The sequence below is a fragment of the Duganella qianjiadongensis genome, from assembly GCF_009857915.1.
Classification (GTDB): Bacteria; Pseudomonadota; Gammaproteobacteria; order Burkholderiales; family Burkholderiaceae_D; genus Rugamonas; species Rugamonas qianjiadongensis.
Genome location: NZ_WWCM01000011.1, coordinates 146,021 through 170,236 on the forward strand (window position 1 = coordinate 146,021; position 24,216 = coordinate 170,236).

Annotated in this window: 17 protein-coding genes and 1 tRNA gene; 10 read left to right on the plus strand and 8 right to left on the minus strand. The window is 61.1% G+C overall.

Annotation, left to right across the window (positions count from 1 at the left end):
- Nucleotides 1-55: 55 nt before the first annotated feature.
- The 5 genes from GTP27_RS16285 to GTP27_RS16305 form a co-directional block, all read right to left on the minus strand.
- Nucleotides 56-2,698, minus strand: a complete 2,643-nt coding sequence (locus GTP27_RS16285) for a TonB-dependent receptor (protein WP_161040217.1) — start codon at nt 2,696-2,698, stop codon at nt 56-58.
- Between the two features lie 38 nt (nt 2,699-2,736).
- Complete coding sequence (locus GTP27_RS16290; protein WP_161040218.1) at nt 2,737-3,876, minus strand: ABC transporter ATP-binding protein; 1,140 nt, start codon at nt 3,874-3,876, stop codon at nt 2,737-2,739.
- Between the two features lie 15 nt (nt 3,877-3,891).
- Complete coding sequence (locus tag GTP27_RS16295; protein ID WP_229634063.1) at nt 3,892-4,695, minus strand: carbohydrate ABC transporter permease; 804 nt, start codon at nt 4,693-4,695, stop codon at nt 3,892-3,894.
- Between the two features lie 100 nt (nt 4,696-4,795).
- Entirely contained in the window at nt 4,796-5,722 is a 927-nt protein-coding gene (locus tag GTP27_RS16300; protein WP_161040220.1) for a carbohydrate ABC transporter permease, read from the minus strand.
- A gap of 104 nt (nt 5,723-5,826) precedes the next feature.
- On the minus strand, nt 5,827-7,077 hold the full coding sequence (locus GTP27_RS16305) for an ABC transporter substrate-binding protein (protein WP_229634027.1): 1,251 nt from the start codon (nt 7,075-7,077) through the stop codon (nt 5,827-5,829).
- A gap of 359 nt (nt 7,078-7,436) precedes the next feature.
- On the opposite strand from GTP27_RS16305, the gene GTP27_RS16310 reads away from it, so the two are divergent.
- The 9 genes from GTP27_RS16310 to GTP27_RS16350 all read left to right on the plus strand — a co-directional run bounded on the left by GTP27_RS16310 (nt 7,437) and on the right by GTP27_RS16350 (nt 20,481).
- On the plus strand, nt 7,437-9,548 hold the full coding sequence (locus tag GTP27_RS16310) for a TonB-dependent siderophore receptor (RefSeq protein ID WP_161040221.1): 2,112 nt from the start codon (nt 7,437-7,439) through the stop codon (nt 9,546-9,548).
- A gap of 2 nt (nt 9,549-9,550) precedes the next feature.
- Nucleotides 9,551-11,083 carry a histidine-type phosphatase gene (locus tag GTP27_RS16315; RefSeq protein WP_161040222.1) on the plus strand — a complete coding sequence of 511 codons (1,533 nt, stop codon included), beginning with the start codon at nt 9,551-9,553 and terminating at the stop codon, nt 11,081-11,083.
- 149 nt (nt 11,084-11,232) lie between these two features.
- Nucleotides 11,233-14,304 carry a formate dehydrogenase-N subunit alpha gene (gene fdnG / locus GTP27_RS16320; RefSeq protein ID WP_161040223.1) on the plus strand — a complete coding sequence of 1,024 codons (3,072 nt, stop codon included), beginning with the start codon at nt 11,233-11,235 and terminating at the stop codon, nt 14,302-14,304.
- A 19-nt stretch (nt 14,305-14,323) separates the two neighbouring features.
- On the plus strand, nt 14,324-15,235 hold the full coding sequence (gene fdxH, locus GTP27_RS16325; RefSeq protein WP_161040224.1) for a formate dehydrogenase subunit beta: 912 nt from the start codon (nt 14,324-14,326) through the stop codon (nt 15,233-15,235).
- Nucleotides 15,235-15,888, plus strand: a complete 654-nt coding sequence (locus tag GTP27_RS16330; RefSeq protein WP_161040225.1) for a formate dehydrogenase subunit gamma — start codon at nt 15,235-15,237, stop codon at nt 15,886-15,888. Before fdxH ends, GTP27_RS16330 begins: the two co-directional genes overlap by 1 nt.
- A gap of 83 nt (nt 15,889-15,971) precedes the next feature.
- On the plus strand, nt 15,972-16,979 hold the full coding sequence (fdhE, locus tag GTP27_RS16335) for a formate dehydrogenase accessory protein FdhE (protein WP_161040226.1): 1,008 nt from the start codon (nt 15,972-15,974) through the stop codon (nt 16,977-16,979).
- Complete coding sequence (gene selA / locus GTP27_RS16340; RefSeq protein ID WP_161040227.1) at nt 16,976-18,460, plus strand: L-seryl-tRNA(Sec) selenium transferase; 1,485 nt, start codon at nt 16,976-16,978, stop codon at nt 18,458-18,460. The genes fdhE and selA overlap by 4 nt, the downstream gene beginning before the upstream one ends.
- Entirely contained in the window at nt 18,457-20,355 is a 1,899-nt protein-coding gene (selB, locus tag GTP27_RS16345) for a selenocysteine-specific translation elongation factor (protein WP_161040228.1), read from the plus strand. Before selA ends, selB begins: the two co-directional genes overlap by 4 nt.
- Before the next feature lie 30 nt (nt 20,356-20,385).
- Nucleotides 20,386-20,481 (plus strand) — tRNA-Sec (locus tag GTP27_RS16350).
- Nucleotides 20,482-20,487: 6 nt separating this feature from the next.
- On the opposite strand, the gene GTP27_RS16355 is transcribed toward GTP27_RS16350, so the two are convergent.
- Together GTP27_RS16355 and bla are read right to left on the minus strand one after the other, a co-directional pair.
- Nucleotides 20,488-21,183 carry an alpha/beta fold hydrolase gene (locus GTP27_RS16355; protein ID WP_161040229.1) on the minus strand — a complete coding sequence of 232 codons (696 nt, stop codon included), beginning with the start codon at nt 21,181-21,183 and terminating at the stop codon, nt 20,488-20,490.
- On the minus strand, nt 21,180-22,025 hold the full coding sequence (bla, locus tag GTP27_RS16360) for a subclass B3 metallo-beta-lactamase (RefSeq protein ID WP_161040230.1): 846 nt from the start codon (nt 22,023-22,025) through the stop codon (nt 21,180-21,182). The genes GTP27_RS16355 and bla overlap by 4 nt, the downstream gene beginning before the upstream one ends.
- 173 nt (nt 22,026-22,198) lie before the next feature.
- Between bla and GTP27_RS16365 the strand changes: the two genes are divergently transcribed.
- Nucleotides 22,199-23,626, plus strand: coding sequence for a PQQ-dependent sugar dehydrogenase (locus tag GTP27_RS16365; RefSeq protein ID WP_371865941.1), 1,428 nt, complete (start codon nt 22,199-22,201; stop codon nt 23,624-23,626).
- 50 nt (nt 23,627-23,676) lie between these two features.
- On the opposite strand, the gene GTP27_RS16370 is transcribed toward GTP27_RS16365, so the two are convergent.
- Nucleotides 23,677-24,105, minus strand: a complete 429-nt coding sequence (locus tag GTP27_RS16370) for a DUF29 domain-containing protein (protein ID WP_161040232.1) — start codon at nt 24,103-24,105, stop codon at nt 23,677-23,679.
- Nucleotides 24,106-24,216 lie beyond the last annotated feature (111 nt).

Sequence of the window (24,216 nt, forward strand, 5' to 3'; positions counted from 1 at the left end):
CCTTCGGCAGACGCATGGATACAACACTGCCGTATCGTCCGCGTCGCGCGGCGCCTTAGAACTTGGCTTTGATACCCAGACTGTAGCGTGCACCGTTTTCATACACGCCCACCGGCAGGCCATCGGTCGTGTTGGTACGGATCACCGCGTTACCGATATTTACTGCCGTCAGATACAGGCTGACTTTCGGCGTGATATCCCAGCTGGCTGAAGCATCCCACTGGCCGTATGCACTGGTGACATCCTGGCCGCCTTCATCGAGCGCACCGTAGGCTTTGGAACGGTAGTTATACGACAGGCGCAGGCTGTAGCCATCTTTTTCATAGAAGCCCGTGACGTTGGCCTGATTGCGCGAGTTGCCCACCACATTGAGCTTCTGGCCGCCGGCGTTGGCACCGGTCTTGGCATCGGTGTAGGTGTAGTTGACGATGGCGCCGAAACCGCTGCTGAAAGCTTGCTGCCATTGCAGTTCCAGACCGTTGACGGTTTCACCGTTGTTGGCGTTGTATGGACGGGTAACCGTGCGCGTTACGCCCGCCACGTTTTCCTGCGCCGACTTGGTGTAGATGAAGGTATCGAGCTTCTTGGCGAACAGCGTGGCCGACAGCAGCGACGCATCGGCGTAATACCACTCGGCGCCGATCTCGGCATGATTGGCGTGATACGGCTTGAGCAGCGGATTGCCGGCCGTGGCAGCATTGGTGGTGCCACTGACTTCGGTACTGGCGCTCAGATCCGAGTAGGTGTTACGTGCCATCACACGCGCTACGGCACCGCGCACCAGCAGGTCCTTGTTCACCGAGTACACGGCATTCAGGTTGGGCAGCACATCGGTATAGCTGCGGCCCACGCTGCCCAGCGTGTAGCTGCCGTTACCATTGAGATCCTGATAGGCCGCCGAGGTCTGGTCGGTCTTGACGATACGCGCGCCGAAGTCGCCGCGCCACTGGCCGGTGGCAAAATCAGCGCGGGCGTAGGTAGCGTAGATCTTTTCCTTGATGCGGTAGTACTCGTTCTTGGCTTCGGCGTACACCATGCCCTTATCGTACATGGCGAAGCCTTTGGAATAGGCCAGACCGTCATCCACCCACGCATACTGGGTCAGCGAGCCGGGGTTGGCCGCCTTCTGGCTCAGCAGCGGCGAAGCGCCGGTGGACAGATCAGCCAGCGTGAACGACTGCCAGCCCGGATTGCCCGGACCATCGGTACCGATGATGCGGCGGTTCTGCACCGTGGTGTCGCGGAATTTTGCGCCGAACTTCAGCGACTTGAGGAAGTCGCCATTGAGTTCCAGCGTCAGATCGCCCTGCGCATAATTCTCCTTGGTTTCCATGCGACGCACCCAGTCGCGCGAATTCTGCAGCACCAGCTTGCTCGGATCGAGCGGATTGATGTCAAGGTATTTGACCTCGTAGGTATCAGGCGCGATATTGAAGGTGGTGCGGGTATTCCCCACGAACCAGAAGTTGCGGTCATGGTCGCTGCCGCCCGAACCTTTGGTGGTGCCGGCCTGTCCATGCAGCTTCCAGTTGTCGCCATCGTAGGTGCCGTCCAGATCGAGCACCTGCGACTTCACGTAGGACTGGCGGAAGATAGGCTCGAATGACACGCCGCCCACCGGCCCAACGGTGCCGCCCACCAGTGCCTTGGTGCCGTCGGACGTCGTGATGAATTTCGGATTGGTGACCATCAGATTGTTCTTCTTGTCGGCCAGACCACCGGCTTCCCACAGATAGTTCTGGTTGCTGTTGTCCATGCTCATATCCGAGTTCATGTAGTTCAGCGTCAGATCAGTGCTGGCATTGGGCCGCGCCTGCAAGGTGATATCGCCGGTAGTGCGCTTGCGGTCCTGACGGAAGATGGCCGAACCGCCACCCCACGAAGCATAGGCACCCGGCGTCACCACGCCATTCTGGTCGATGATGTTGTACTTGGTGGTGTCGGTGAAGTTTTCCAGACCGTCGCGGCGCATGGTGCGCTGCTGGCTGCTCAGTGCTACCAGCGCACCAAAGGTTTTCTGGTCATTGGTCCAGCTCAGCAGACCGGAAAGCTGGGGATCGGTTTTCTTCGGCAGCTTGCTGTACGTGGCCTCGGCCGATACCTGCGCCACCAGTGGCTTGAGCTGGAAAGGCTTGCGGGTTTTCACCACCACCAGACCGCCGATGCTGCCTTCGTCCAGATCGGCCGAAGGGCTCTTGTAGACATCGATGCTGCCCACCAGTTCCGAGGCCAGAATATCGTAGTTAAAGCCGCGGCTTTGCGAGTCGTTCTTCCACCAGTAGCCGGAAGCCACGGCCTGGCCATTGAGCTGGGTAAGGTTCAGATTCTTGTCGGTGCCGCGCACGAAGATGTCGCGCCCTTCGCCCCAGGTGCGGTCCACCGAAATGCCGGGCACGCGCTGCAGCGAGTCTGCCACGTTCTTGTCGGGGAATTTACCCACATCTTCTGCCGTCACGGTGTCGACCACATTGCCGGCATCACGTTTTTCGGCCAGATTGCGCTTGAGGCGCTCGCGGATACCGCGCACTTCCACTTTCTGCTCTTCCGACTGCGCTGCCGCATCGCTGCTTGGTGCTACCTCGGCTGCGGCCACTGCTTCGGTATCCGCCGTAGCAAACACCTGCGGTGCCACAGCACTACCCAGTGCCAGTGCGATCAGGTGAGGTAATATTTTTTTCTTGAGTACCGGCTTAGTCATTCAATTCTCCTTGTTGAAAACAGTGAACCGCGTCGATATCAGGCACTGCGCATCATGCTGCGCGCTGCCGACACCATATTTCCGGGCCGCAGACGGCGTAGCGCCTGCCCCCGCTCATCAAACACGTGGAAGGCCGTGCTGTCTGCTGAAAAGACGATGCTCTGTCCGATCGCGACGTGTCTTTCTCCGTCCCCACGTATCACCACGTCTTCTCCACCTTCACGACTGACGTAGATGTAATTGGCTTCGCCCAGGTGTTCGACCACACTGACCTCGCCTTTGAATTGTTCCGAACCGCTGTCCGATTCGCTGATATGTTCGGCCCGCAGCCCCAGCGTGACCGCCGCACCGGCAGCCAGTGCACTGCCATCGACAGCGGCGCGCACCAGTTCGCCGCTGGCCAGCTGCACCAGCACGCCGCCTACGTGGGCAGTCACCACCGAGCCCGCCATAAAATTCATTTTCGGCGAACCAATAAAACCGGCCACAAACAGGTTGCGCGGCTGCTGGTACAGGTCTAGTGGCGAACCAGACTGCTGGATATGCCCTTCGTGCATCACCACGATCTTGTCGCCCAGCGTCATGGCTTCCACCTGATCGTGGGTGACGTAGACGATGGTGGCATCGAGCTGGCGGTGCAGCTTGGCGATTTCCAGCCGGGTCTGCACACGCAGTGCCGCATCCAGATTCGATAGCGGCTCGTCGAACAGGAACAGGCGCGGTTCGCGCACGATGGCGCGGCCTATCGCCACCCGCTGCCGCTGGCCGCCCGACAGTTCGCGTGGCAACCGTTCCAGCAGATGGCCTATCTTCAGCGTGGCAGCAGCGTGCTCGATGCGCTCGCGTATCTGCGCCTTATCCTTCCCCGCCACTTTCAGGCCGAAGGCCATGTTCTGGTACACCGTCATGTGCGGATACAGGGCATAGCTCTGAAACACCATGGCGATGCCGCGCTCTGCCGGCGGCAGATGGTTGACCACCTGATCGCCGATCAGCATATTGCCGCCGCTGATATCTTCCAGACCGCACAGCATGCGCAACAAGGTCGATTTGCCGCAGCCGGAAGGGCCTACCAGCACGACGAATTCGCCGTGGGCGATGTCCAGATCGATGCCGGCCAGGATATCGGTCTTGCCGTCATAGGACTTGCGCAAAGCTTGGAGGCTGACACTAGCCATTTATTTCCTCTTTGATTATTTGACCGCGCCAGCCGTCAGGCCGCGGATCAGTTGACGCGAAAACAGCGCATACAGAATCAGCATGGGGATCACGGCCAGCGACAGTGCCGCCAGTACCGAGTTCCAGTCCGTGACGTACTGGCCGATGAACTGCTGCACCCCCAGCGTGACGGTGCGGGTAGATTCGGACGGCGCCAGTATCAGCGGGAACCACAGGTCATTCCATGCGGGGATCATGGTGAACACGGCCACCGTGGCTATGGCTGGACGGATCAGCGGCAAGATCACCTGAAAGAAGATCTTCACTTCGCCCACGCCATCGCAGCGCGCCGCATCCTTCAGTTCCGCCGGAACCTGGCGCATGAATTCGGACAGAATCATCACGGCCAGCGGCAAACCCTGCGCCGTGTACACCAGCACCAGCGCCGTCAGCGTGTTGACCAGATCGAGCTTCACCATCAGTTCCAGTATCGACACCGTGCCCAGGCGGATAGGAATCATGATGCCCAGCGCCAGGAACAGCGTGAGCAGACGGTTACCCATGAAGCGGTATTCCGACAGCGCCCACGACGCCATGGCGCCGAACAACACGATGCAGAACAGCGCCAGCAGCGTCACGATCAGGCTGTTGCCGAAGTAGTGCAGGAAGTTGGTGCTGGCTATCACCTTGACGAAGCCGCTGAAGGTCAGCGATTCCATCGTAGGCAGCGCCAGCGGATCATCGAATATGGCCGCCCGCGTTTTCACCGAGTTAATCAGGATCAGGGCTATCGGGAACAGCGCCAGTGCGGTATAAGCCAGCAGTGCGGCGTGCACCATCAGGCGGCCGATGTCGATGCGCGTACTGCCGGTCTGCGCCGGCGTGGCGGGCGTTACGGGGTATTCAGGTTTCATAGCAATCACAGTCATGGCGCAAGCTTCACAGAGCAAAGCGGGTCAGGCGGCGCTGTACGGCCACGAAGTACACGCCCACACCGGCCAGTATCACGAGGAACATCAGGGTGGCCACCGCCGAGCCCAGATAGGCATTCCCCACCTGCGCCTGATAGCCGAAGAAGGTGCGGTAGAACAGCGTGCCCAGTATGTCGGTCGAGTAGTTAGGCCCGGCCAGCGCACCTTTGACGGAGTAGATCAGGTCAAAAGCGTTGAAGTTGGCGACAAAGGTCAGAATGGTGACCAGACCCAGCGTGGGATAGATCAGCGGCAGCTTGATCTGCCAGAAGATGCGCATGGCGCTGGCCCCTTCCACATGGGCCGCCTCGATAATCTCGTCGGGCACGGCCAGCAGCGCCGCGTAGATCAGCATCATCGGCATGCCGATGTACTGCCACACCGAGACGATGGACAGCGTGGTCAGCGCCGTTTCCTCCTGCCCCAGCCACGGTGCAAACAGCTCGGCCAGACCGGCATAGCCCAGCAGCTTTTCGCCCACGCCCCACAGCGGCGACAGGATCAGCTGCCAGATAAAGCCGATGATGACCACCGACAGCAGCGTGGGCAAAAAGATCAGCGTGCGGTAGGTACGGGCACCGCGCAGGCCTTTGAGACTGAACAGGGTGGCCAGCGCCAGCCCGATGGGATTCTGCAGCAGCATATGGATGGCGAAGAAGCGGGCATTATTCACCATGGCGTTCCAGAAGCCGGCCGACCAGTCGGGGTCGAGCAGGATGGTGCGAAAATTTTCCAGCCCGGCATACACGGCTTTGCCATTCTCGTCGGCACTGAAGAAGCCCTGTGCCAGCGTCTGCGCCAGCGGCATGGCGCTGAACAGCGTGTAGATCAGCAGGGCCGGCGCCAGAAACAGCACCAGCTGCCATGGCCTGACTGTGTGAACAGCATGTTTCAAGAAAGACTCCAGTATTCGTGTCTGTACGGGTGAAAAAAGCGACCGGCACCGCGCCCGGCGCCGGTCCAGGAATCACACCATCATCGGGGGAGATGTATGTGATGCTACTTTTGCTGTGGTTTGTACCACTTGGCAAAACCGCTCTGCAGCTTGGCCGCCGCGTCTTTCGGCGCCAGCTTGCCGTTCAAAACCTGTGCGTTGACGTTCCACAGTTCGCTCTCCATGCTGGGCTGGCCACGGTTCAGCACCTGTGCATTGAAGCGTATGGTCGATGCGCAGCTGTTGCGCCATTCGGCCACCTGCTTGGCGACCGGATCGCGCACCGCGATCAGGTGGTTGGACAGCGAGAAGAAGCCGGTGACACGATTGGTGTACAGGTCGGCGAACTCCTGTGAGCCTACCCAGGCGAGGAATTTGTAGGCATCCTCCTTGTTGCGCGACTTGCGGTTGATGCCTATGCCGATATCCATATGATCGGAAATAAAGCAGGGATCACCGAGCTTGCGCACGGGTGGCGGAAAAGCCCCCAGTTCCAGCCCTGCGATCTGGCCGAAATACGAGATATCCCACGAGCCCGCAGGATAGATGGCAGCGCGTCCGAGCGAGAACTGGTTCTGGCTATCGCCATAAGTCTGCGCGCTGGCGCCGCGCGGCAGATAGCTGCCCATGCGCTGTTCGAACTGCAGTGCTTCCACAAACGGCGCGTCGGTCAGCCTGGCTTTACCGGCGATCAGCGCCTTGCGCCCTTCCTCGCCGCGCCAGAAATTAGGGCCGATATTGGTATAAACCATCTGGCTAGACTCCCACTGGTCGGCAGTGCCCAGCGCCAGCGGGGCCACTCCACCTTTTTTCAAGGTATCGAGTACGGCGAAAAACTCATCGACCGTGCGCGGCGCCTGCAGATTGAATTTCTTGAAGAGTTTTTTGTTGTACAGGAAGCCGTGGATCACGGAGGCGATAGGCATGCAGAAAGTGTCTTTACCATCATCGGTCTGCCACGCCACCATGGCCGTAGCAGGAAAATTCTGCATGCCGGCTTTGCCGTCGAGCTTATCCAGCTGACCCTTTTTGTACAGCGCCAGCGACACATCGAAGGGACGGCAGGCGATCAGATCACCGGCAGTGCCACCAGCCAGCCGCGCAGCGAGGCTGGAATCGTATTCGGTGGGCGCGGTCGGCGCGAACTTCACTTCTATGCCCGGATGGTTTTTCTCGAAGGCGGGCAGCAGCACTTTTTCCCACAGCGCTTTGTCATCCACGCGCCAGCTTTCGATAATCAGCGTGCCAGCATGCGCCGTCTGTGCCAGCAAACCAGCGACGAGCAAAGCCTTACGAAATAACGGACTAACAGTCATGTAACTTCCTTATCTATGGCCATCTTTACAACGATGAAGCCATACTAGCACCGCCATTTCTGTGACAAAACCATCACGCCAGCCTCACGCAACAAAATATAAGTATATGAATTTATTGGATATTTTAATTTCTACGCAATGCCAGCCTTACAATTCGTAACGCTCACTGGCATAGACAAGCCAGAAACCGCAAAAAGCCGCGCAACTCTGCAATGCAAGGTAAGAAAACCTTACAAAACTTAACAAAACTCTGCGCCGTCTGTTGTCAGTTCGCCGCATGGCTCACCACTAGTCGTCACACGCCCGTAACACACGGTCGTTAAGCTCCTGCGTTTCCAATAACGCACGATAGTTCTTTTATGTTCCCTGCTACCCCCTACGCGAAAACCCGTTTGCATCTGGCGCTGGCCGCCGCCGGCCTGTGCGCCCTGCATGCTCCTGTGAATGCGAGCGAAGATGGCAGCGAAGGCGCGCTGTCCAAAGTATTTGTCAAAGCCACAGTAGAAAAGAAAAAGCTGGGCGATAGCGTCAGCGGTGGTGCGCTGGGCCGCAAATCGGAACTCGATACGCCCTTCTCCACCAAGGCGGTCAGCAGCGACGAGATCGAAGACCGGCTGGCTACGAGTATCTCGGAAGTGCTCAAATACGATGCGTCCGTCACGGCCATCAGCCCGCCCATCAGCACTCATCCGGCCACCATACAGATGCGCGGCCTGCGTCTCGATGACCTGAACGGCTACAAGATCAATGGTCTGGCTGCCGTCAACCGCGGCACCGAAATGCCGCTGGAAATGTTCGAGAGCGTGGAAGTGCTGAAAGGCCTGAGCGGCTTTATGTACGGCTTCGGTTCGCCGGGCGGCATCGTCAACTACGTCACCAAGCGCCCCACTACCGACAAGAGCTTCAGCGCGGCACTCGGCTATCAGGAAGGCGGCGCACTCAAGGAGCACTTCGATATCGGTGGCCGCATGGGCGAAGAAGGCGGCTTCGGCTACCGCCTCAACCTGCTGCATGAAGACGGCGGCGTACAGGAGGAAAGCGGTACCATCCACCGCAATGCTGCAGGCCTGAATCTGGAATGGCGTATCAGCGACGACGTGGCACTCACCTACGAATCGCTCTACCAGCGCCGCAAGAGCGTGGGCGGCACCGACGTGGTGCTGTCGACTTCCTACGCCGTGCCGCAGCCGATTGCAGGCAATAGCAAACTCAATAGCGTGGGCGCCGGCAGCGATGTGGAATTCGTCATGTACACGCTGGGCATGGATGCGCGCGTGGCGCCGGACTGGATGATGAACCTGTCCTACCGTACCTCGGACTCGACCCGCGTCTACAAGAAAGACCAGTACTACATCACCAGCGACAAGGGCGACTACAAGGACCGCGTCACCTCCGAGCTGCACGGCTACCACTTCGACCAGATACAGGCTAGCTGGGAAGGCAAGCTGCAGAAATGGGGCGTAGGGCACGACATTGTCGCCGGCTTCTCGTCGCAGAATCTGGTTTCGACCTCCTCTGCCGTCACCCCGAAAACCTATCTGGGCACGGGCAATCTGTATGCGCCTACCATTATCAATGTGTACGGGATTAACTGGAGCGGCGGCACCTACCGCGACGAAGCTACGCGGCAGGAAGCCGCTTTCGCCAGCGACACCGTCAAACTCGATGATCACTGGTCGGTGCTGGCGGGTGCGCGCTTCAATCGCTTCCTCGACAATGCCTACAATGCCAAGAACGCGCTGATCGCCAATTATCCAGCCATCCGTACCACGCCTACTGTGGCGCTGATGTTCAAACCAGCCGCCGACACCACCATTTACGGCAGCTATGTGGAAGCCATGGAAATGTCGGCCAGCGCTCCGGCCTCCGCTGCCAACGCCAACCAGACCTTCGCCCCGATCAAGAGCAAGCAGGCCGAAGCCGGTATCAAGACCGAGCGCAGCTTCTGGAACGCCAGCGCGGCGCTGTTCCAGATTAAACGTGGCGCCCAGTACACCAATGCTGCCAATGTCTTCGTAGCCGATGGCGAAACTAGGTATCAGGGGCTGGAAGTAAACAGCGTGATACAGGCCAGTAAGAACCTGTCCATCGAAGGTGGCGTGATGCTGCTCGACGCCACGCTGGAAAACGCTGCGCCCGGCTATAGCGGCAAGCGCGCTGTCGGTGCGCCGCGCCGTCAGGCGTCGATACAGGCAACGTGGCGCGACGTGCTGCCGGGCCTTGCCCTGCACGCCGGTTCGCAATATCTGGGCGAGCTGCCGCTCGATGCAGCGAACGTCCATACGCTGTCCGGCACCACGCTGTTCGATGCCGGTTTCAACTACCGTCAACGCTATTTCGGCAAGATGGTGAGCGTGCGCGCCAATATCTCCAACATCGCCAACCGCAAGTACTGGACCTACTATCAGGAGAACTACCTGAACGTGGGCTCGCCGCGCACGGTCAGCGTCAACCTGCGGGTGGACTTCTAAACATGCCGCTGCCACGCCTTGCGGCAGTTGCCGCGCTGTTCCTGCTGCTCCCCGCTTACGGCCAGCATTACCAGACCAAGACGCCGTATCAGCCTCCGCCAGCCAGCGCCAGCAGCGAGGCAGTACCGCAAGGCTACCGGCCGATACACACCCAGCTGCTGGCACGCCATGGTTCGCGCGGACTGACCAGCATGAAGGCCGATCTGGCGCTCTACAATCTGGTGCAACTGGCCCGGCAGGAGCACGCCCTCACGCCGCTGGGCGCGCAGCTGGAACCGGCGCTATTGCGGATGATGGAAGCCAACGCCCTGCTAGGCTATGGCGTGGCAGGCATCCGCAAACCCGGCTATGGCAACGAAACCATGCAGGGCATACGCGAGCATCAGCAACTGGCCCAGCGGCTGTATCAGCGCATGGCGCCCCTGTTCCAGCCAGCAGAAGCCGGCACGGCTGCGGCGCCACGCCAGATATTGCTACTGAGTTCGGGCAAGGACCGCGCTGTCGATAGCGCCGAATACTTTGCGCAGGCGCTGTTCGCCATGCAGCCATCGCTGCAGGCGCAGCTGCTGCGTCCGGCCCCGCTGGCGCCACGCGGCAGCGACAGCGCCGCCGGCACTGACCGCTTCCTGCTTTATTTCCACAAGCTCGGTCCCAAAACGGATCTGGTAGCCGATAGCAGCGATCCACTGCATGCCGCTTATCAGGCCAGCCTCGCCTATCAGGCATGGCTGCGCAGCGATGCGCTATCCCAGCGTCTCGCCGCGCTGGAAGCCCGGCCCCGGCTGGCGCAAGCGGCCAGCAAGGTACTGGCGCGCCTGTTCAAGCCCGGCTTTATCCGTGCCCTCGCCACTGGCCAGCGTCAGGCAGCCAATACGGGCACGCAGCAATTCACCAGCAAGGACGGCCAGTTCACCAGCCGCCTCGAAGGCGACGGCGATACCGTCATCCGCACGCCAGTCGATGCCGCACTGGCGCTATATGAGCTCTACGCTGCGGCAGCCGATATGCAAGCCGAACTTGGCGCCAGCTTCCATCGCTTCATGCCGCAGGCGCAGGCAGCGGTGTTTGCCGAACACGAAGATGGCGTCAGCTTCTATAGCAAAGGCCCGGGCCTGCTGGAGAACGGCGCCGTCAACTACGCCATGGCCCAGCCCCTGCTCGATGATTTCTTCGCCGAAGTGGAAGCGGTGGCTGCGGGCGACCTGCGCCATGTGGCCAAACTGCGCTTCGCCCACGCCGAAACCGTGATCCCGCTGGCCGCCCTGCTTGGCCTGCGCAGCATGTCCGAACAGCTAGCGGCAGCAACGCCTTATAGTTACAAATCGAGCCCGTGGCGCGGCGAACGGGTGGCGCCCATGGCGGCCAACATTCAGTGGGACAGTTATCAAAACGATCAAGGTCAAGTGGCCGTGCGCATGCTGTACAACGAACAGCCGGTAGATTTCAAAGCGGCCTGTACTTACGCGAAACTTACGAGCACAAGCCACTTCTACGACTTTTCGCGCCTGCGCCGCTGCTATCAACGGCCCGGCTGATGGCACAGGATTAAATTTCTAATTCTTTTAATAAGATTGCTCGTGCTGCAGTGCATCAAAAGCAACATTTATTGCAATCGGTTTCAAAACTTCTGTTTCTGTAGTGATAAACTTGGTAGGTCTTTTCGACCTATGAAAGGCTTATCCCCATGAACCAGATGAATCGTCGCCAGTTCCTACGGGTAACTGGCGCTGCCATCGCGGGTTCTAGTATCGCGTTACTCGGCTTTACCCCGGGCACGGCCATGGCCGAAGTCCGGCAATACAAGCTGGCACGCAGTACCGAAACCCGCAACACCTGCCCTTACTGCTCCGTCGGTTGCGGCATCCTGATGTACGGTCTGGGCGACGGCGCGAAAAACGCCAAGTCCACCATCATCCACATCGAAGGCGATGCCGACCACCCTGTCAATCGCGGCACGCTGTGCCCGAAAGGCGCCAGTCTGGTCGATTTCATCCACTCCGAAAACCGTCTGCTGGCACCGGAATACCGTGCGCCGGGCGCCACCGAGTGGAGCAAGATCAGCTGGGATGACGCGCTGACCCGCATCGCCAAGCTGATGAAAGCTGACCGCGACGCCAACTTTATCGAGAAAACTCCCGAAGGCAAAACCGTCAACCGCTGGACCACCACCGGTATGCTGTGCGCCTCCGCTGCAACCAATGAAGTAGGCTATCTAACCCATAAAACCATGCGCAGTCTCGGCATGCTGGCATTCGACAATCAAGCACGTGTTTGACACGGTCCAACGGTGGCAGGTCTTGCCTCGACATTTGGACGTGGTGCGATGACGAATCACTGGGTTGACATCAAAAATGCTGATGTCATCCTGGTCATGGGCGGTAACGCAGCAGAAGCACACCCTTGCGGCTTTAAATGGGTCACGGAAGCCAAAGCGCATCGCGGCGCCAAGCTGATCGTGGTCGATCCGCGCTTTACCCGAACCGCTTCGGTGGCGGACTATTACGTCCCTACCCGTACCGGTGCGGACATCGTTTTCCTCGGCGGTATCATCAACTACCTGCTGACCAACGATAAGATCCAGCACGAGTACGTGCGCAACTACACCGACCTGCCGTTCATCGTGCGCGAGGACTTCTCGTTCAAGGATGGGCTGTATTCGGGCTACGACGAAAAACTCGGCAAGTACACCGACAAGAGCAGCTGGAACTACGAACTGGGCGAAGACGGCTATGCCAAAATCGATCCTACGCTCGAACACCCGCGCTGCGTGTACCAGCTGATGAAGGCGCACTATTCGCGCTACACCCCGGCCATGGTGGAGAAGGTCTGCGGCGTCCCGCCGGAGAAATTCAACAAGGTCGCGGAAATGCTGGCCTCGACGGCCGTTCCCGGTCGCGCCGCCACCATTCTGTACGCACTGGGCTGGACCCAGCACTCGACGGGCGCGGAAACCCTGCGTACCGGTGCGATGGTGCAGCTACTGCTGGGGAATATGGGTATCGCAGGCGGCGGCATGAATGCACTGCGCGGTCACTCGAATATCCAGGGTCTGACCGACCTTGGTCTGCTGACCAATATGCTGCCCGGTTATCTCACCCTGCCCGGCGAAGCCGAACAGGAATGGGATGCGTACGTGACCAAGCGCGCACTCAAGCCACTGCGTCCGAATCAGCTCAGCTACTACAGCAACGCCAAGAAATTCCTCGTCAGCTTCATGAAGTGCTGGTGGGGCGATGCGGCCACGGAGGAGAACAACTACGCCTTCGACTATCTGCCCAAGCTGGATAAGCCTTACGACATGATGCAGGTGTTCGAGCTTATGCATCAGGGGAAGATGAACGGCTATATCTGCCAGGGCTTCAATATTCTGGCTTCGGCACCGGACAAGCAGAAAATCACCGAAGCGCTGTCCAAGCTCAAGTACCTGGTGGTGATGGACCCGCTGGCCGTGGAAACGGCCGAATTCTGGCGTCCGTTCGGCGAGTTCCATCAGGTCGACCCAAGCAAGATCATGACCGAAGTGTTCCGCCTGCCCACTACCCTGTTCGCCGAAGAACGCGGTTCGCTGGTGAGTTCCTCGCGCGTGCTGCAATGGCACTGGCAAGGCGCCGATGGTCCGGGCCAGACCCGCAGCGATCTGGAAATCATGTCCGGCCTGTTCCTGCGCATCAAAGCGATGTACAAGAAAGATGGCGGCAAATTCCCTGATCCTATCCTCAACCTGACCTGGCCTTATGCCCAGCCGTATAGCCCGCAGCCGGAAGAACTGGCGATGGAATACAACGGCAAGGCACTCAAGGAGCTGACCGATCCCAAGGACCCGACCAAAGTCATCCTGAAGAAAAACGAGCAGCTGGCCGGCTTCGCGCAACTGCGTGACGATGGCAGTACCGCCTGCGGTTGCTGGATCTTCGCCGGTAGCTGGACCGCCGCAGGCAACCAGATGGGACGGCGCGACAACAGCGACCCGACCGGCATAGGCCAGACCCTGAACTGGGCCTGGGCATGGCCGGCCAATCGCCGCGTGCTGTACAACCGTGCTTCCTGCGACACCAAGGGCAAGCCCTGGGACCCGACCCGCAAGCTGATTGCGTGGAACGGCACCAACTGGGCCGGTGCGGACATCCCCGACTACAAGGCCGACGAGCCGCCGGAAAACGGCATGGGCCCGTTCATCATGCTGGCAGAAGGTGTGGCACGCTTCTTCTCGCGTGAGGCGATGGCCGAGGGGCCGTTCCCCGAGCATTACGAGCCGTTCGAAACGCCGGTGGGCCACAACCCGCTGCACCCGAACAATCCGCGCGTCACCAGCAATCCGGCTGCGCGTATGTTCGCTAACGACCGCGCCAAGCTGGGCAAGGCGGCCGAGTTCCCGCATGTGGCGACCAGCTACCGTCTGACCGAGCACTTCCACTACTGGACCAAGCATGCCAAGCTCAATGCCATCATCCAGCCGGAGCAGTTTGTGGAAATCGGCGAGGAACTGGGCAACGAGATCGGCGTGAAGCACGGCGACCGCGTCAAGGTCAGCTCCAAGCGTGGCCACATCATTGCCAAGGCAGTGGTGACCAAGCGGATCAAGGCGCTGATGATAGACGGGAAAAAGACCCATCAGGTGGGTCTGCCTATCCACTTCGGTTTCAAGGGGGTTACCAAACCTGGGTATTTAATCAACACGCTGACACCAACCGTTGGTGACGGCAATTCGCAGACACCGGAATTCAAGTCCTTCCTGGTGAAAGTGGAAAAAGCATGATGACCCAAGGAGAATAACCATGCCTTTACAATCCCTTGATATCAAGCGCAAATCCGCTACCACCGTGCAGGAACCGGTGGCTCGCACGCCCGTTATCGGTCAGGTGGCAAAACTGATCGATGTGAGCAAGTGCATAGGCTGCAAGGCCTGCCAGACCGCCTGCATGGAGTGGAACGATCTGCGTGACGAAGTCGGTGAAACCACCGGCGTGTACGACAACCCGACCGACCTGTCGCCCCAATCGTGGACGGTGATGCGTTTCACCGAACACGAGAAAAACGACGGCAACCTCGAATGGCTGATCCGCAAGGACGGCTGCATGCACTGCGAGGACCCGGGCTGTCTGAAGGCCTGCCCGTCGCCGGGCGCGATCGTGCAGTACACCAATGGCATTGTGGATTTCCATCAGGAGAACTGCATAGGCTGCGGCTACTGCGTGGCGGGCTGCCCGTTCGACGTGCCGCGCATTTCGAAGAAGGACGACCGCGCCTACAAGTGCACGCTGTGCTCGGACCGGGTGGCAGTCGGTCAGGAACCTGCCTGCGTCAAGACCTGCCCTACTGGCGCCATCGTATTCGGCTCCAAGGAGGACATGAAAGACCATGCAGCGGAGCGCATCGAGGACCTGAAGTCGCGCGGCTATGCCAACGCAGGACTGTATGATCCGGCCGGCGTAGGCGGCACCCACGTGATGTATGTGCTGCACCATGCGGACCAGCCGGGCCTGTACCACGGCCTGAAGGCCAATCCGTCCATCAGCCCGATGGTGGGCCTGTGGAAGGGTCTGACCAAACCGCTGGCACTGGCCGGTATTGCGGCCACGGCGCTGGCGGGCTGGTTCCACTTCACCCGCGTGGGTCCTAACGAAATCAGCAAGGACGAAGAAACCGAAGCACTGCATGAAGCCAACCGTATCCGGGAGGGCGAATAATGGAAAATCTGCACCGCGACAAAGACGGCAATCCGCTGATCGACCGCTATTCGCCGGATGAACGCAATCACCACTGGCTGACAGCCGGCTGCTTCATCCTGCTGGCCCTGTCCGGTCTGGCCCTGTTCCATCCGGCCACGGCCTGGCTGTCCATGCTGTTCGGTGGCGGCCAGTGGACCCGCATCCTGCACCCGTTTATCGGGCTGGTGATGTTCGGTTCCTTCGCCACGCTGGTAAAGCGCTTCTGGCATCACAACCAGTTCGAGCCGGGCGACAAGGAGTGGCTGGCCCAGATCGGCGACGTGATCAACAACCACGAAGAAAAACTGCCCAAGTCCGGCCGCTACAACGGCGGGCAGAAGATGCTGTTCTTCGTGCTGATCATTTGCATGACGGGGCTATTGATTTCGGGCCTGCTGATCTGGCGCGCCTACTTCTCGGCCTACTTCCCTATCGATCTGGTCCGGCTGGGCGCTTTGCTGCATGCTACCTTCGGCTTCATTATCATCTGCGCCATCATTGTTCACATCTACGCGGGTATCTGGGTACGGGGTTCCATCCGTGCCATGGTGCGCGGCACGGTCACCTACGGGTGGGCGCGCAAGCATCACCCGCGCTGGTTTGAAGAAGAGGCGCGTAAATCGCGTAAATAGTCAGGCTGTCTAATCCCGCAGTTTGGGATTAGAATAGTCCGGAGCCGGCGGCGCAGTCGCCGCCGGCAATCTGGGAGAGATTTTTGGTACAACGCCTGCTTGCCCCCGGCGAGATCGAGGCACTCGATCACACCGCCATTCCACGTCTGCTGCTGCCGCAGACTAAAGCCCTGTTCACTGCCCGCGCTGCGCGTCTGCGCCAACTGGCCAATAACGAAATCAAAGGAATTCCCGTCGGTGAAACGCTGCGCGGCTATCTGCTGCTGATGGCAGCGCTGGTCGATGCACAGGCCGCCGTGGCGGAATCCCTGCCTGCCGAGGTGTTTGCCCTGCCGCCTGCGGCTGCCATCGACCTGTCGATCGAACACCACATGCCGCCGCTGCCCGTCAACGGCGAACGCCCGGCCTCGTGGCGCCTCGTGTTCGATGCGCTGCTCGACCATCTGGAACCGCTGGCCGCAGGCCAGCCGCAGATGGCCGCCGTACTGGGCGAATTGCGCACGCTCGATAACGGCCAGCTGGAAGGCTGCGCCGACGCCGTGCTGGCCGAGCTGACCGATGGCGTGCACCCGCTGCATGCGCCATTTGTGGCCGCCGCCCTGCAATTGATGTGGACCATGCGTGCTGCGCAACTCGATTCGCGCCGCGTCCAGCCCCTCGTCACCAATACTCTTTGCCCCGTGTGCGGCGCCCACCCTGTGGCCAGCGTGATCCGCATCGGCGGCCAGTCGCAAGGCTACCGCTACCTGCATTGCAGCTGCTGCTCGAGCGAATGGCATATGGTGCGCGTCAAGTGCTCGTGCTGCGAAGGCACGGCCAAGGTGGCCTATCAGAGTCTGGAAGCGGCCGATGCGCCCACGCCGGACGACGCGCCCGTCGCCACCGGTAAGGCCAACGATCCGAGCAAGGTGGCACGCGCCGAAACCTGCGACGAGTGCCACACCTACCGCAAGATTTTCAATCAGGAGCACGACTACAACGTCGACCCGCTGGCCGACGATCTGGCCAGCCTCGCCATCGATGTACTGGTCGGCGAAGCCGGTTACGCTCGCGCCAGCGGCAACCCGCTGTTATGGTTTAGCGCCGAATGAATAACGGCACTGCAAACCACGGCACCGAAACCGGTAATCTGGCGGCAGGCGCCATCCGCCTGCCTGCCGTCCACCTGCTGCTGTCCGATCCCGCCTGCGCAGAGCTGATCAACGAATATGGCCGCGTACAAACGCTGGAAACGGCACGATTGCTGCTGGCCGAGCTGCGCAGCCTGATGCTGGCCAGCCGCCGCGATGGCGGCACCATGCCGGCCGCCCCCGATATCCCTGCCGTGCTGGCCCAGCTGGGCGAGCGCCTGCGTGCCAACAACCGTTCGCCGCTACGCCCCGTGTTCAATCTGACGGGCACTGTGCTGCACACCAATCTGGGGCGTGCTCTGCTGCCCGATGCCGCCGTGCAGGCGGTGACGGAAGCGCTGCGCTGGCCCATGAATCTGGAATGGGATATCGACACAGGCAAACGGGGCGACCGCGATAACCTGATCGAAGAACTGCTACTGGAATTAACGGGCGCCGAAGCAGCCACCATCGTCAACAACAATGCCGCTGCATTGCTGCTGATGCTCAACACCGTCGCGCAGGGCAAAGAAGTGATCGTCTCGCGCGGCGAGCTGGTGGAAATCGGCGGGGCTTTCCGCATCCCCGACATCATGACCCGCGCCGGCGCCGTGCTGCGCGAAGTGGGCAGCACCAACCGTACCCACCTCAAGGATTATGCCGAAGCCGCCGGCCCGCAAACGGCGCTGATGATGAAGGTCCATTGCAGTAATTACGCGATTACGGGCTTTACCAAAAGCGTGGAACTGCTGGAACTGGCGCCGCTGGCGAAGAAATCGGGCGTGCCGCTGGCCGTCGATCTGGGCAGCGGCACACTGGTCGATCTGGAACAGTATGGCCTGCCGCATGAAACCACGGTGCGCGAAACCATCGCCGGCGGTGCTGATCTGGTCACCTTCAGCGGCGACAAGCTGCTCGGTGGTCCGCAATGCGGCATCATCGTGGGCCGCGCCGACCTGATTGCGCAGATCAAGAAGAATCCCCTCAAGCGCGCCCTGCGCGTGGGCAAACTGACGCTGGCCGCGCTGGAACCTGTACTGGCCCTGTATCGCGCGCCGGATCTGCTGGCGCACCGCCTGACTACGCTGCGCCTGCTCACCCGCCCTGCCAGCGCCATGCAGGCGCTGGCGCAGGAAATCGCCCCTGTCATGCAGGCTGCGCTGGGCACGCAATATCAGGTGCAAAGCGAAGCGATGATGAGCCAGATCGGCAGCGGCGCACTGCCGGTGGACCAGTTGCCCAGCTACGGGCTGCTAATCCGCGCCAGCGTAGACAAGGCCGGAGACAAGCTTAGCGGCCAGCGCACCAGCAATCCGCTGGGCTTACTGGAACAGCGCCTGCGTTCATTGCCTGTGCCGGTCATAGGCCGCGTGGCACAGGATGCGCTGTGGCTAGACCTGCGCTGCCTCGACGAGCACCAGCGCCAGCGCTTCATCGATCAACTGGCACTGCTGCGCGCATGATCATAGGCACTGCGGGTCATATCGACCATGGCAAGACCACGCTCACCCGCGCCCTCACGGGCGTGGACACCGACCGCCTCAAAGAAGAAAAAGCACGCGGCATTTCGATAGAACTGGGCTACGCCTACACGCCGCTGGAAGATGGCAGCATCCTCGGCGTGATCGACGTGCCAGGCCACGAAAAATTCATCCGCACCATGGCTGCCGGCGTTACCGGCATCGACGCTGCCCTGCTGGTGATAGCCGCCGATGACGGCATCATGCCGCAGACGCTGGAACACCTGTCCATCCTGCGCCTGCTCGGCGTACGCCGTGGCGCCGTGGCGCTGACCAAAGCCGACCGCGCCGATGACGCCCGTCTGAGACAGGTCGAGCAGGAGATACGCGGCCTGCTGGTGGGTACCGATTTTGCCGATGCCGCCATTTTCCGCACCAATGCCAGTGTTGCCGGTGATGCGGGCGTGCAGGCGCTGCGCCAGCATCTGGCGCAAATAGCCAGAACCCTGCCGGCCGGCGACGAGCGCCGCCTGTTCCGCCTTGGCGTAGACCGCGTATTCACGCTGCAGGGACAGGGCACCGTGGTCACCGGCACCGCACTAGCAGGCCGCGTGCGGATAGGCGACGTGCTGCAACTGGCGCCCAGCGGTTTGCAGGGACGCGTGCGCAGCATCCACGCGCAGAGCCGCAGCGCCGAAACCGGCCATAGCGGACAACGGCTGGCGCTCTGCCTCAGTGGCGTGAGCAAGGAAGATATCGCCCGAGGCAGCTGGGTGGTAGCACCTGCGCTATCCGAATGCTCGGAACGATTCGACGCAACCCTCACCCTGACAGCGGACTGCGCCCAGCCACTCAAGCCATGGTCGCCCGTACACGTGCATCTGGGCGCGGCCCACCACACGGCCAATGTGGTGCTGCTCGATGGCGAAGTACTGGCACCGGGCCAGACAGCGCGCGTGCAACTGGTGCTCGACGCCCCTGTTCACGCTGTCGCGGGCGACCGCTTCGTGATCCGCAATGCACAGGCCACGGCCACCATAGGCGGCGGCATGGTGCTCGATCCTTTCGGCCCTGCGCGCAAGCGCCGCAGCGGCGCAAGACTGGCGTGGTTGCAGGCCATGGCGGAATTTATCGATACCGGCGACAGCAGCGCGCTACTGGCCCGCTGCCCTCTCGGATTACGCGTATCGACGCTGGCACGGTTGTCCCAGCTACCGGCTGCGGAGCTGTCCGTCCCTGCCGACACGCTGCGTCTGCCGCTACAGGGCGGCGATGAACTGCTGCTCACGGGCGCGGAAGCAGACCATCTGCAGCAGCAGATACTGGCAGCGCTGGCGGCCTTCCACGAAAAAGCGCCCGACGATGGCGGCCCCGAACTGTGGCGTCTGAAACGCATCGTCTCGCCCGAAATGGAAGACCGTCTGTGGAGCCGCCTGATCGACACGCTGCTGGCGTCAGGTCAAATCTGCCAGCGCGGCCGCAGCCTGCACCTGCCCGACCATAGTGTGGAACTGAGTGCCGAGGAACAGGCCATCGCAGCGCCTTTGCTGACAGCGCTGCTGACAGGCCGCTACGACCCGCCATGGGTGCGCGATCTGGCGCGCGATCATGCCATCGCCGAGGCGGAAGTGCGGCGCCTGCTGCGCAAACTGGCCAAGAGCGGCGACATCAGCCAGCTGGTGCCGGACCTGTTCTACCACCCGCAGCCACTGGCCGAACTGGCCGGATTAATTGCCACCCTGCCGGAAGTGCAGGCCGCCTCGTTCCGCGATGCGACGGGACTTGGTCGCAAACGCGCCATCCAGATCTTGGAGTTCTTCGACAGGGTCGGCTATACTCGTCGCGTAGGCAATGTGCACATGCTGCGCCCGAACGCGGTGTGGGCCTACAGCACTTAAGCGCCGCACACGCAGCAGCAACGCCAGCACGGAAGGCATACTTATCCGGTGATGGGGCCGGGCTTCAAACCCGGTGGGGGGCGTCAGCCGCTCTCCTGTAAGTTCGACTCTTACTGCCTTCCGCCATCGCTCCTACCTCAGCACCTCGCACACCATATCGATGGCCGCTTCCAGCTTTGCCGGCTGCTCGGCCAGCAGCGCCCACAGGTAGTTATGCTGCGCGCCTTCCACTACGTGCAACCGGGCCGACTTTGCCCGCGTTGCGGCAGCCACCAGCCGTTGCGGTATCTCCAGCGGAATGGTGGCATCGTGTTCGGCGGCGATCACCAGCAAGCGTCCCTCGAACTTTCCCAGTATGTCCCATGCGTCGCTATCGGCCCAGCTACGCGGCTGACGGATCACGGCAGAAAAGTCCGGACCAAACGGCACCTCGTAAGCGGCAGGCGTGTACACACCCGGTACGATCAGCACCAGCGCATCGACCGCATGGCTTTGCATCATGCGGATAGCGTTGTAGGCGCCCATGCTGGCCCCCACCACGGCCAGCGGCTGCGGCAAGGCACGTGCGTCAGTCACGGCCTGCGCCTGTCGCGTGCGGCTAGCCACCGAAGACTGGGCTAGCGCACCGCCCGTATCGCCGTGGCCTATGCAGTCAAAGCAGGTGCTGCCTATGCCACGCTGTTGCAAGGCACCGCGCAACAGGCGATGACCATGACGGCTGCTGTTACCGGCGCCATGCAGATACAGCACGCGGTTGCTAGCCGCGCCGACAAACTGGTCGCCCTGCAGCAGCGCTGCGCCAAAAGGCACGGCGAAATCTACGATCATCTGGCTGCTTCCTCGGCCAGACGCTGCTTCAATTCGGGCTGCATGGCCGTCACCAGTTTCTGACATGCGGTAGGCTGTCCTGCCGCCGCTGCGGCCACCGGCTGACCGGACGACAGTTGCAGCCACTGCTCCGAGAACGACGGATGGGCCGTGACCAGTATGTCGCAAGGGGCGCTATTCAGTGCGGCATAGCTATGCTCGAACTGCGCCACCACTTCAGGATGATCGCTAAAGCGGTAGCCTTCGCCGCGCACCGGATAGATGCTGTCGGCGTAGACCAGATTGCGGCAGCTATCCTTCTCGCAGGACTGCCAGCGCCAGCTCGTACCGCCCGCCGTATGGCCGGGCGTGGACATGGCGGTCAGCGCCAGCGGGCCAAGGCGCACCACTTCGCCATCGGCCACTGTGCGCACACGCTTGACGGGTGCATACGGCGTATTGCCGATGAACTGGGGATCATCCTTATCCATGCGGCCACGCTGCAGCGACGCCGCTGTGGATGCACTCGCCACCACTGTGGCACCGGTCATGCGCTGCAGTTGCGCAATGCCGCCAGCATGGTCCACATGGTCGTGCGAGCTGAGTATGAACTTCACATCGTGCAGACGGAAGCCCAGCTTGCGGATACTGGCCGCAATCAGCTTGGGCGATTCCGGCAAAGCACCATCAAGCAGGATATGGCCTTGCGGCGAAGTCACCAGCACGGAGCTCAGACCAGCGACGCCGACGTAATAGCTATTGCCATAAATGCGGAACGGTTCGCGCGGCTGGTTCCAGTCATCGTCCGCGTGGGCAGCGTGAGAACCTAGGGCGAGCAAAGCAGCAATCAGGATTTTTTTCATGGGCCATTCAGGTTGAGGAATTTTCAACATTGTAATGCCAGTATTCCCCGGCGCACAGGCGGATTTTGAGCACCCATGGCACAATAACGCCTTCACCTTGAAGGAATCCCGCCATGAAATCTCCCGCACTGCGTAGCGCAGCATGGGGCAGCCTGAGCGCCTTGCTGCCTGCCCTGTTTGCTGCCCTCGCACCAGCCCACGCCGCCGATACCGTCAGCAGCGCCGAGCAACTGTACCAGACCCATTGCGCCGCCTGCCATGGCAGCGCCATGCAGGGCGCCATCGGCCCCACGCTGGGTGCGCACAAATGGCTGCACGGTGCGCCGACCAAAGCCAATCTGGTCAAGGTCATCACGCGCGGCGTGCCAGAAAAGGACATGCCGTCGTGGGGCAACACCCTGAGCGCTGCGCAGATCGACCAGCTGGCGGGCTACATTGCGAACAATGCGAACCAGCCTGCAACGGCCAGCAAGGCCGCCAGCGCAGCGGTGACCACAATGGCTGCTGCGGCAAGCACACCGGCCACGGCAGCCGCCCTTGCAGCGGCCAGGGCCCAGCAGAACATCCCTGACCTGAACGGCTTCAAGCTGCCCAAGGGCTTCCATATCAGTGTCTATGCCGATCAGGTGGCGGCAGCGCGCAGCATGGTGGTGTCCGATAGCGGCATCGTCTACGTGGGATCGCGCAAGGCAGGCAAAGTGTACGCACTGGTGCCGCGCGCCGACAAGCAGCAGGCCGACGTGGTCACGGTAGCGGAAGGACTGGAAAACCCGATCGGCGTCACCCTGCTCAATGGCGCGCTGTACGTGGGTGAAATCAGCCGCGTGATCCGCTTCGACCAGATCGACCAGCACTACGCCAGCAAGCCTGCCTACAGCGTTCTCAAAGTGAAGCTGCCCAACGATAAATGGCACGGCGAGAAAGTCATCAAAGCCGGGCCTGACGGCAAGCTCTACATCCCTGTGGGCGCACCTTGCAATGTGTGCGAAACGGAAGACACCCAGCACGCCAAGATCTACCGCATGAATGCCGACGGCAGCGGCCTGGAAGAATATGCACGCGGCGTGCGCAACACGGTAGGCTTTGCTTTCCACCCCACCACGCACGCGCTGTGGTTCACCGATAACGGCCGCGATGAAATGGGCGACAACACCCCTTCGTGCGAACTGAACATCGCAGCCAAACCGGGCCTGCACTTCGGCTTCCCCTACTGCCACGGCGGCGTGGTGCCCGACCCGGACTTTTCCCATGGCCGCAGCTGCGAGGAATTCGAACCGCCTGTCGCCAAGCTGGGGCCGCACGTGGCGCCGCTGGGCATGACTTTCTACACGGGCAGCCAGTTCCCTGCCGCCTACCGCAATCAGGCTTATATCGCCGAACACGGCTCATGGAACCGCACGACCAAGAGCGGCTACAGCGTACGCCTGATCACGCTCTACAACAGCAAGGTCGTCACCGACACCGCCTTCGTTGATGGTTTCCTGCGCGGCGAGGAAGTAGTAGGCCGTCCGGTTGACGTGGCCACGCTGGCTGACGGCTCCATGCTGATCTCCGACGACTATGGTGGCCGCATCTATCGCGTCACCTACGACGGCAAGTAATCCGCTAGTCGCGCTGGGCCACCGATACGCGTGGCCCAACCCTTGCTCCATCAGGGCAGCCAGTCCGGCGCCAGCACCTGTTCGCGTGTCCATGGACACTGGGCAGGAATATCGTCCAACTCCGTCTCCCGTGCCAGCAGCAGCACAGCATCGTGCCAGACGCCCAGCCAGAAATCCGGCTGACCGGCCAGATACTTGAGGCTGGGTGCTTTATCGAGCAGCGCAAGCACCTGCAAGCGCTGCACCCGTATGGTGGTCAGCCAGCTTTTGTCCTGTCGCTCGGACTGCTTCTGCCATTTATACAGATGCTCGACCAGCACAGCAAGCCTGTGCGCCAGCGCCCGCCGTTCGCTCTTGCCCACATCGTCGATCTCCTCTGCCAGATGCTCGGCATCGAGCTGTAGCCACTTGCCGCTGCGTAGTAGCTGCGCCTGTTCCCGCGCCCATGCCACCACATCCTCGTCATAGTTATGCCTCATGGTCCCTCCTTGCAGATTGGAGTGGGCTGATGCGACAAAGTTCCGCACCATGCAAACGGCAATAAAAAAACCGCCGGGCTTGCGCACCGGCGGTTTTGCTTACGGCCTGAG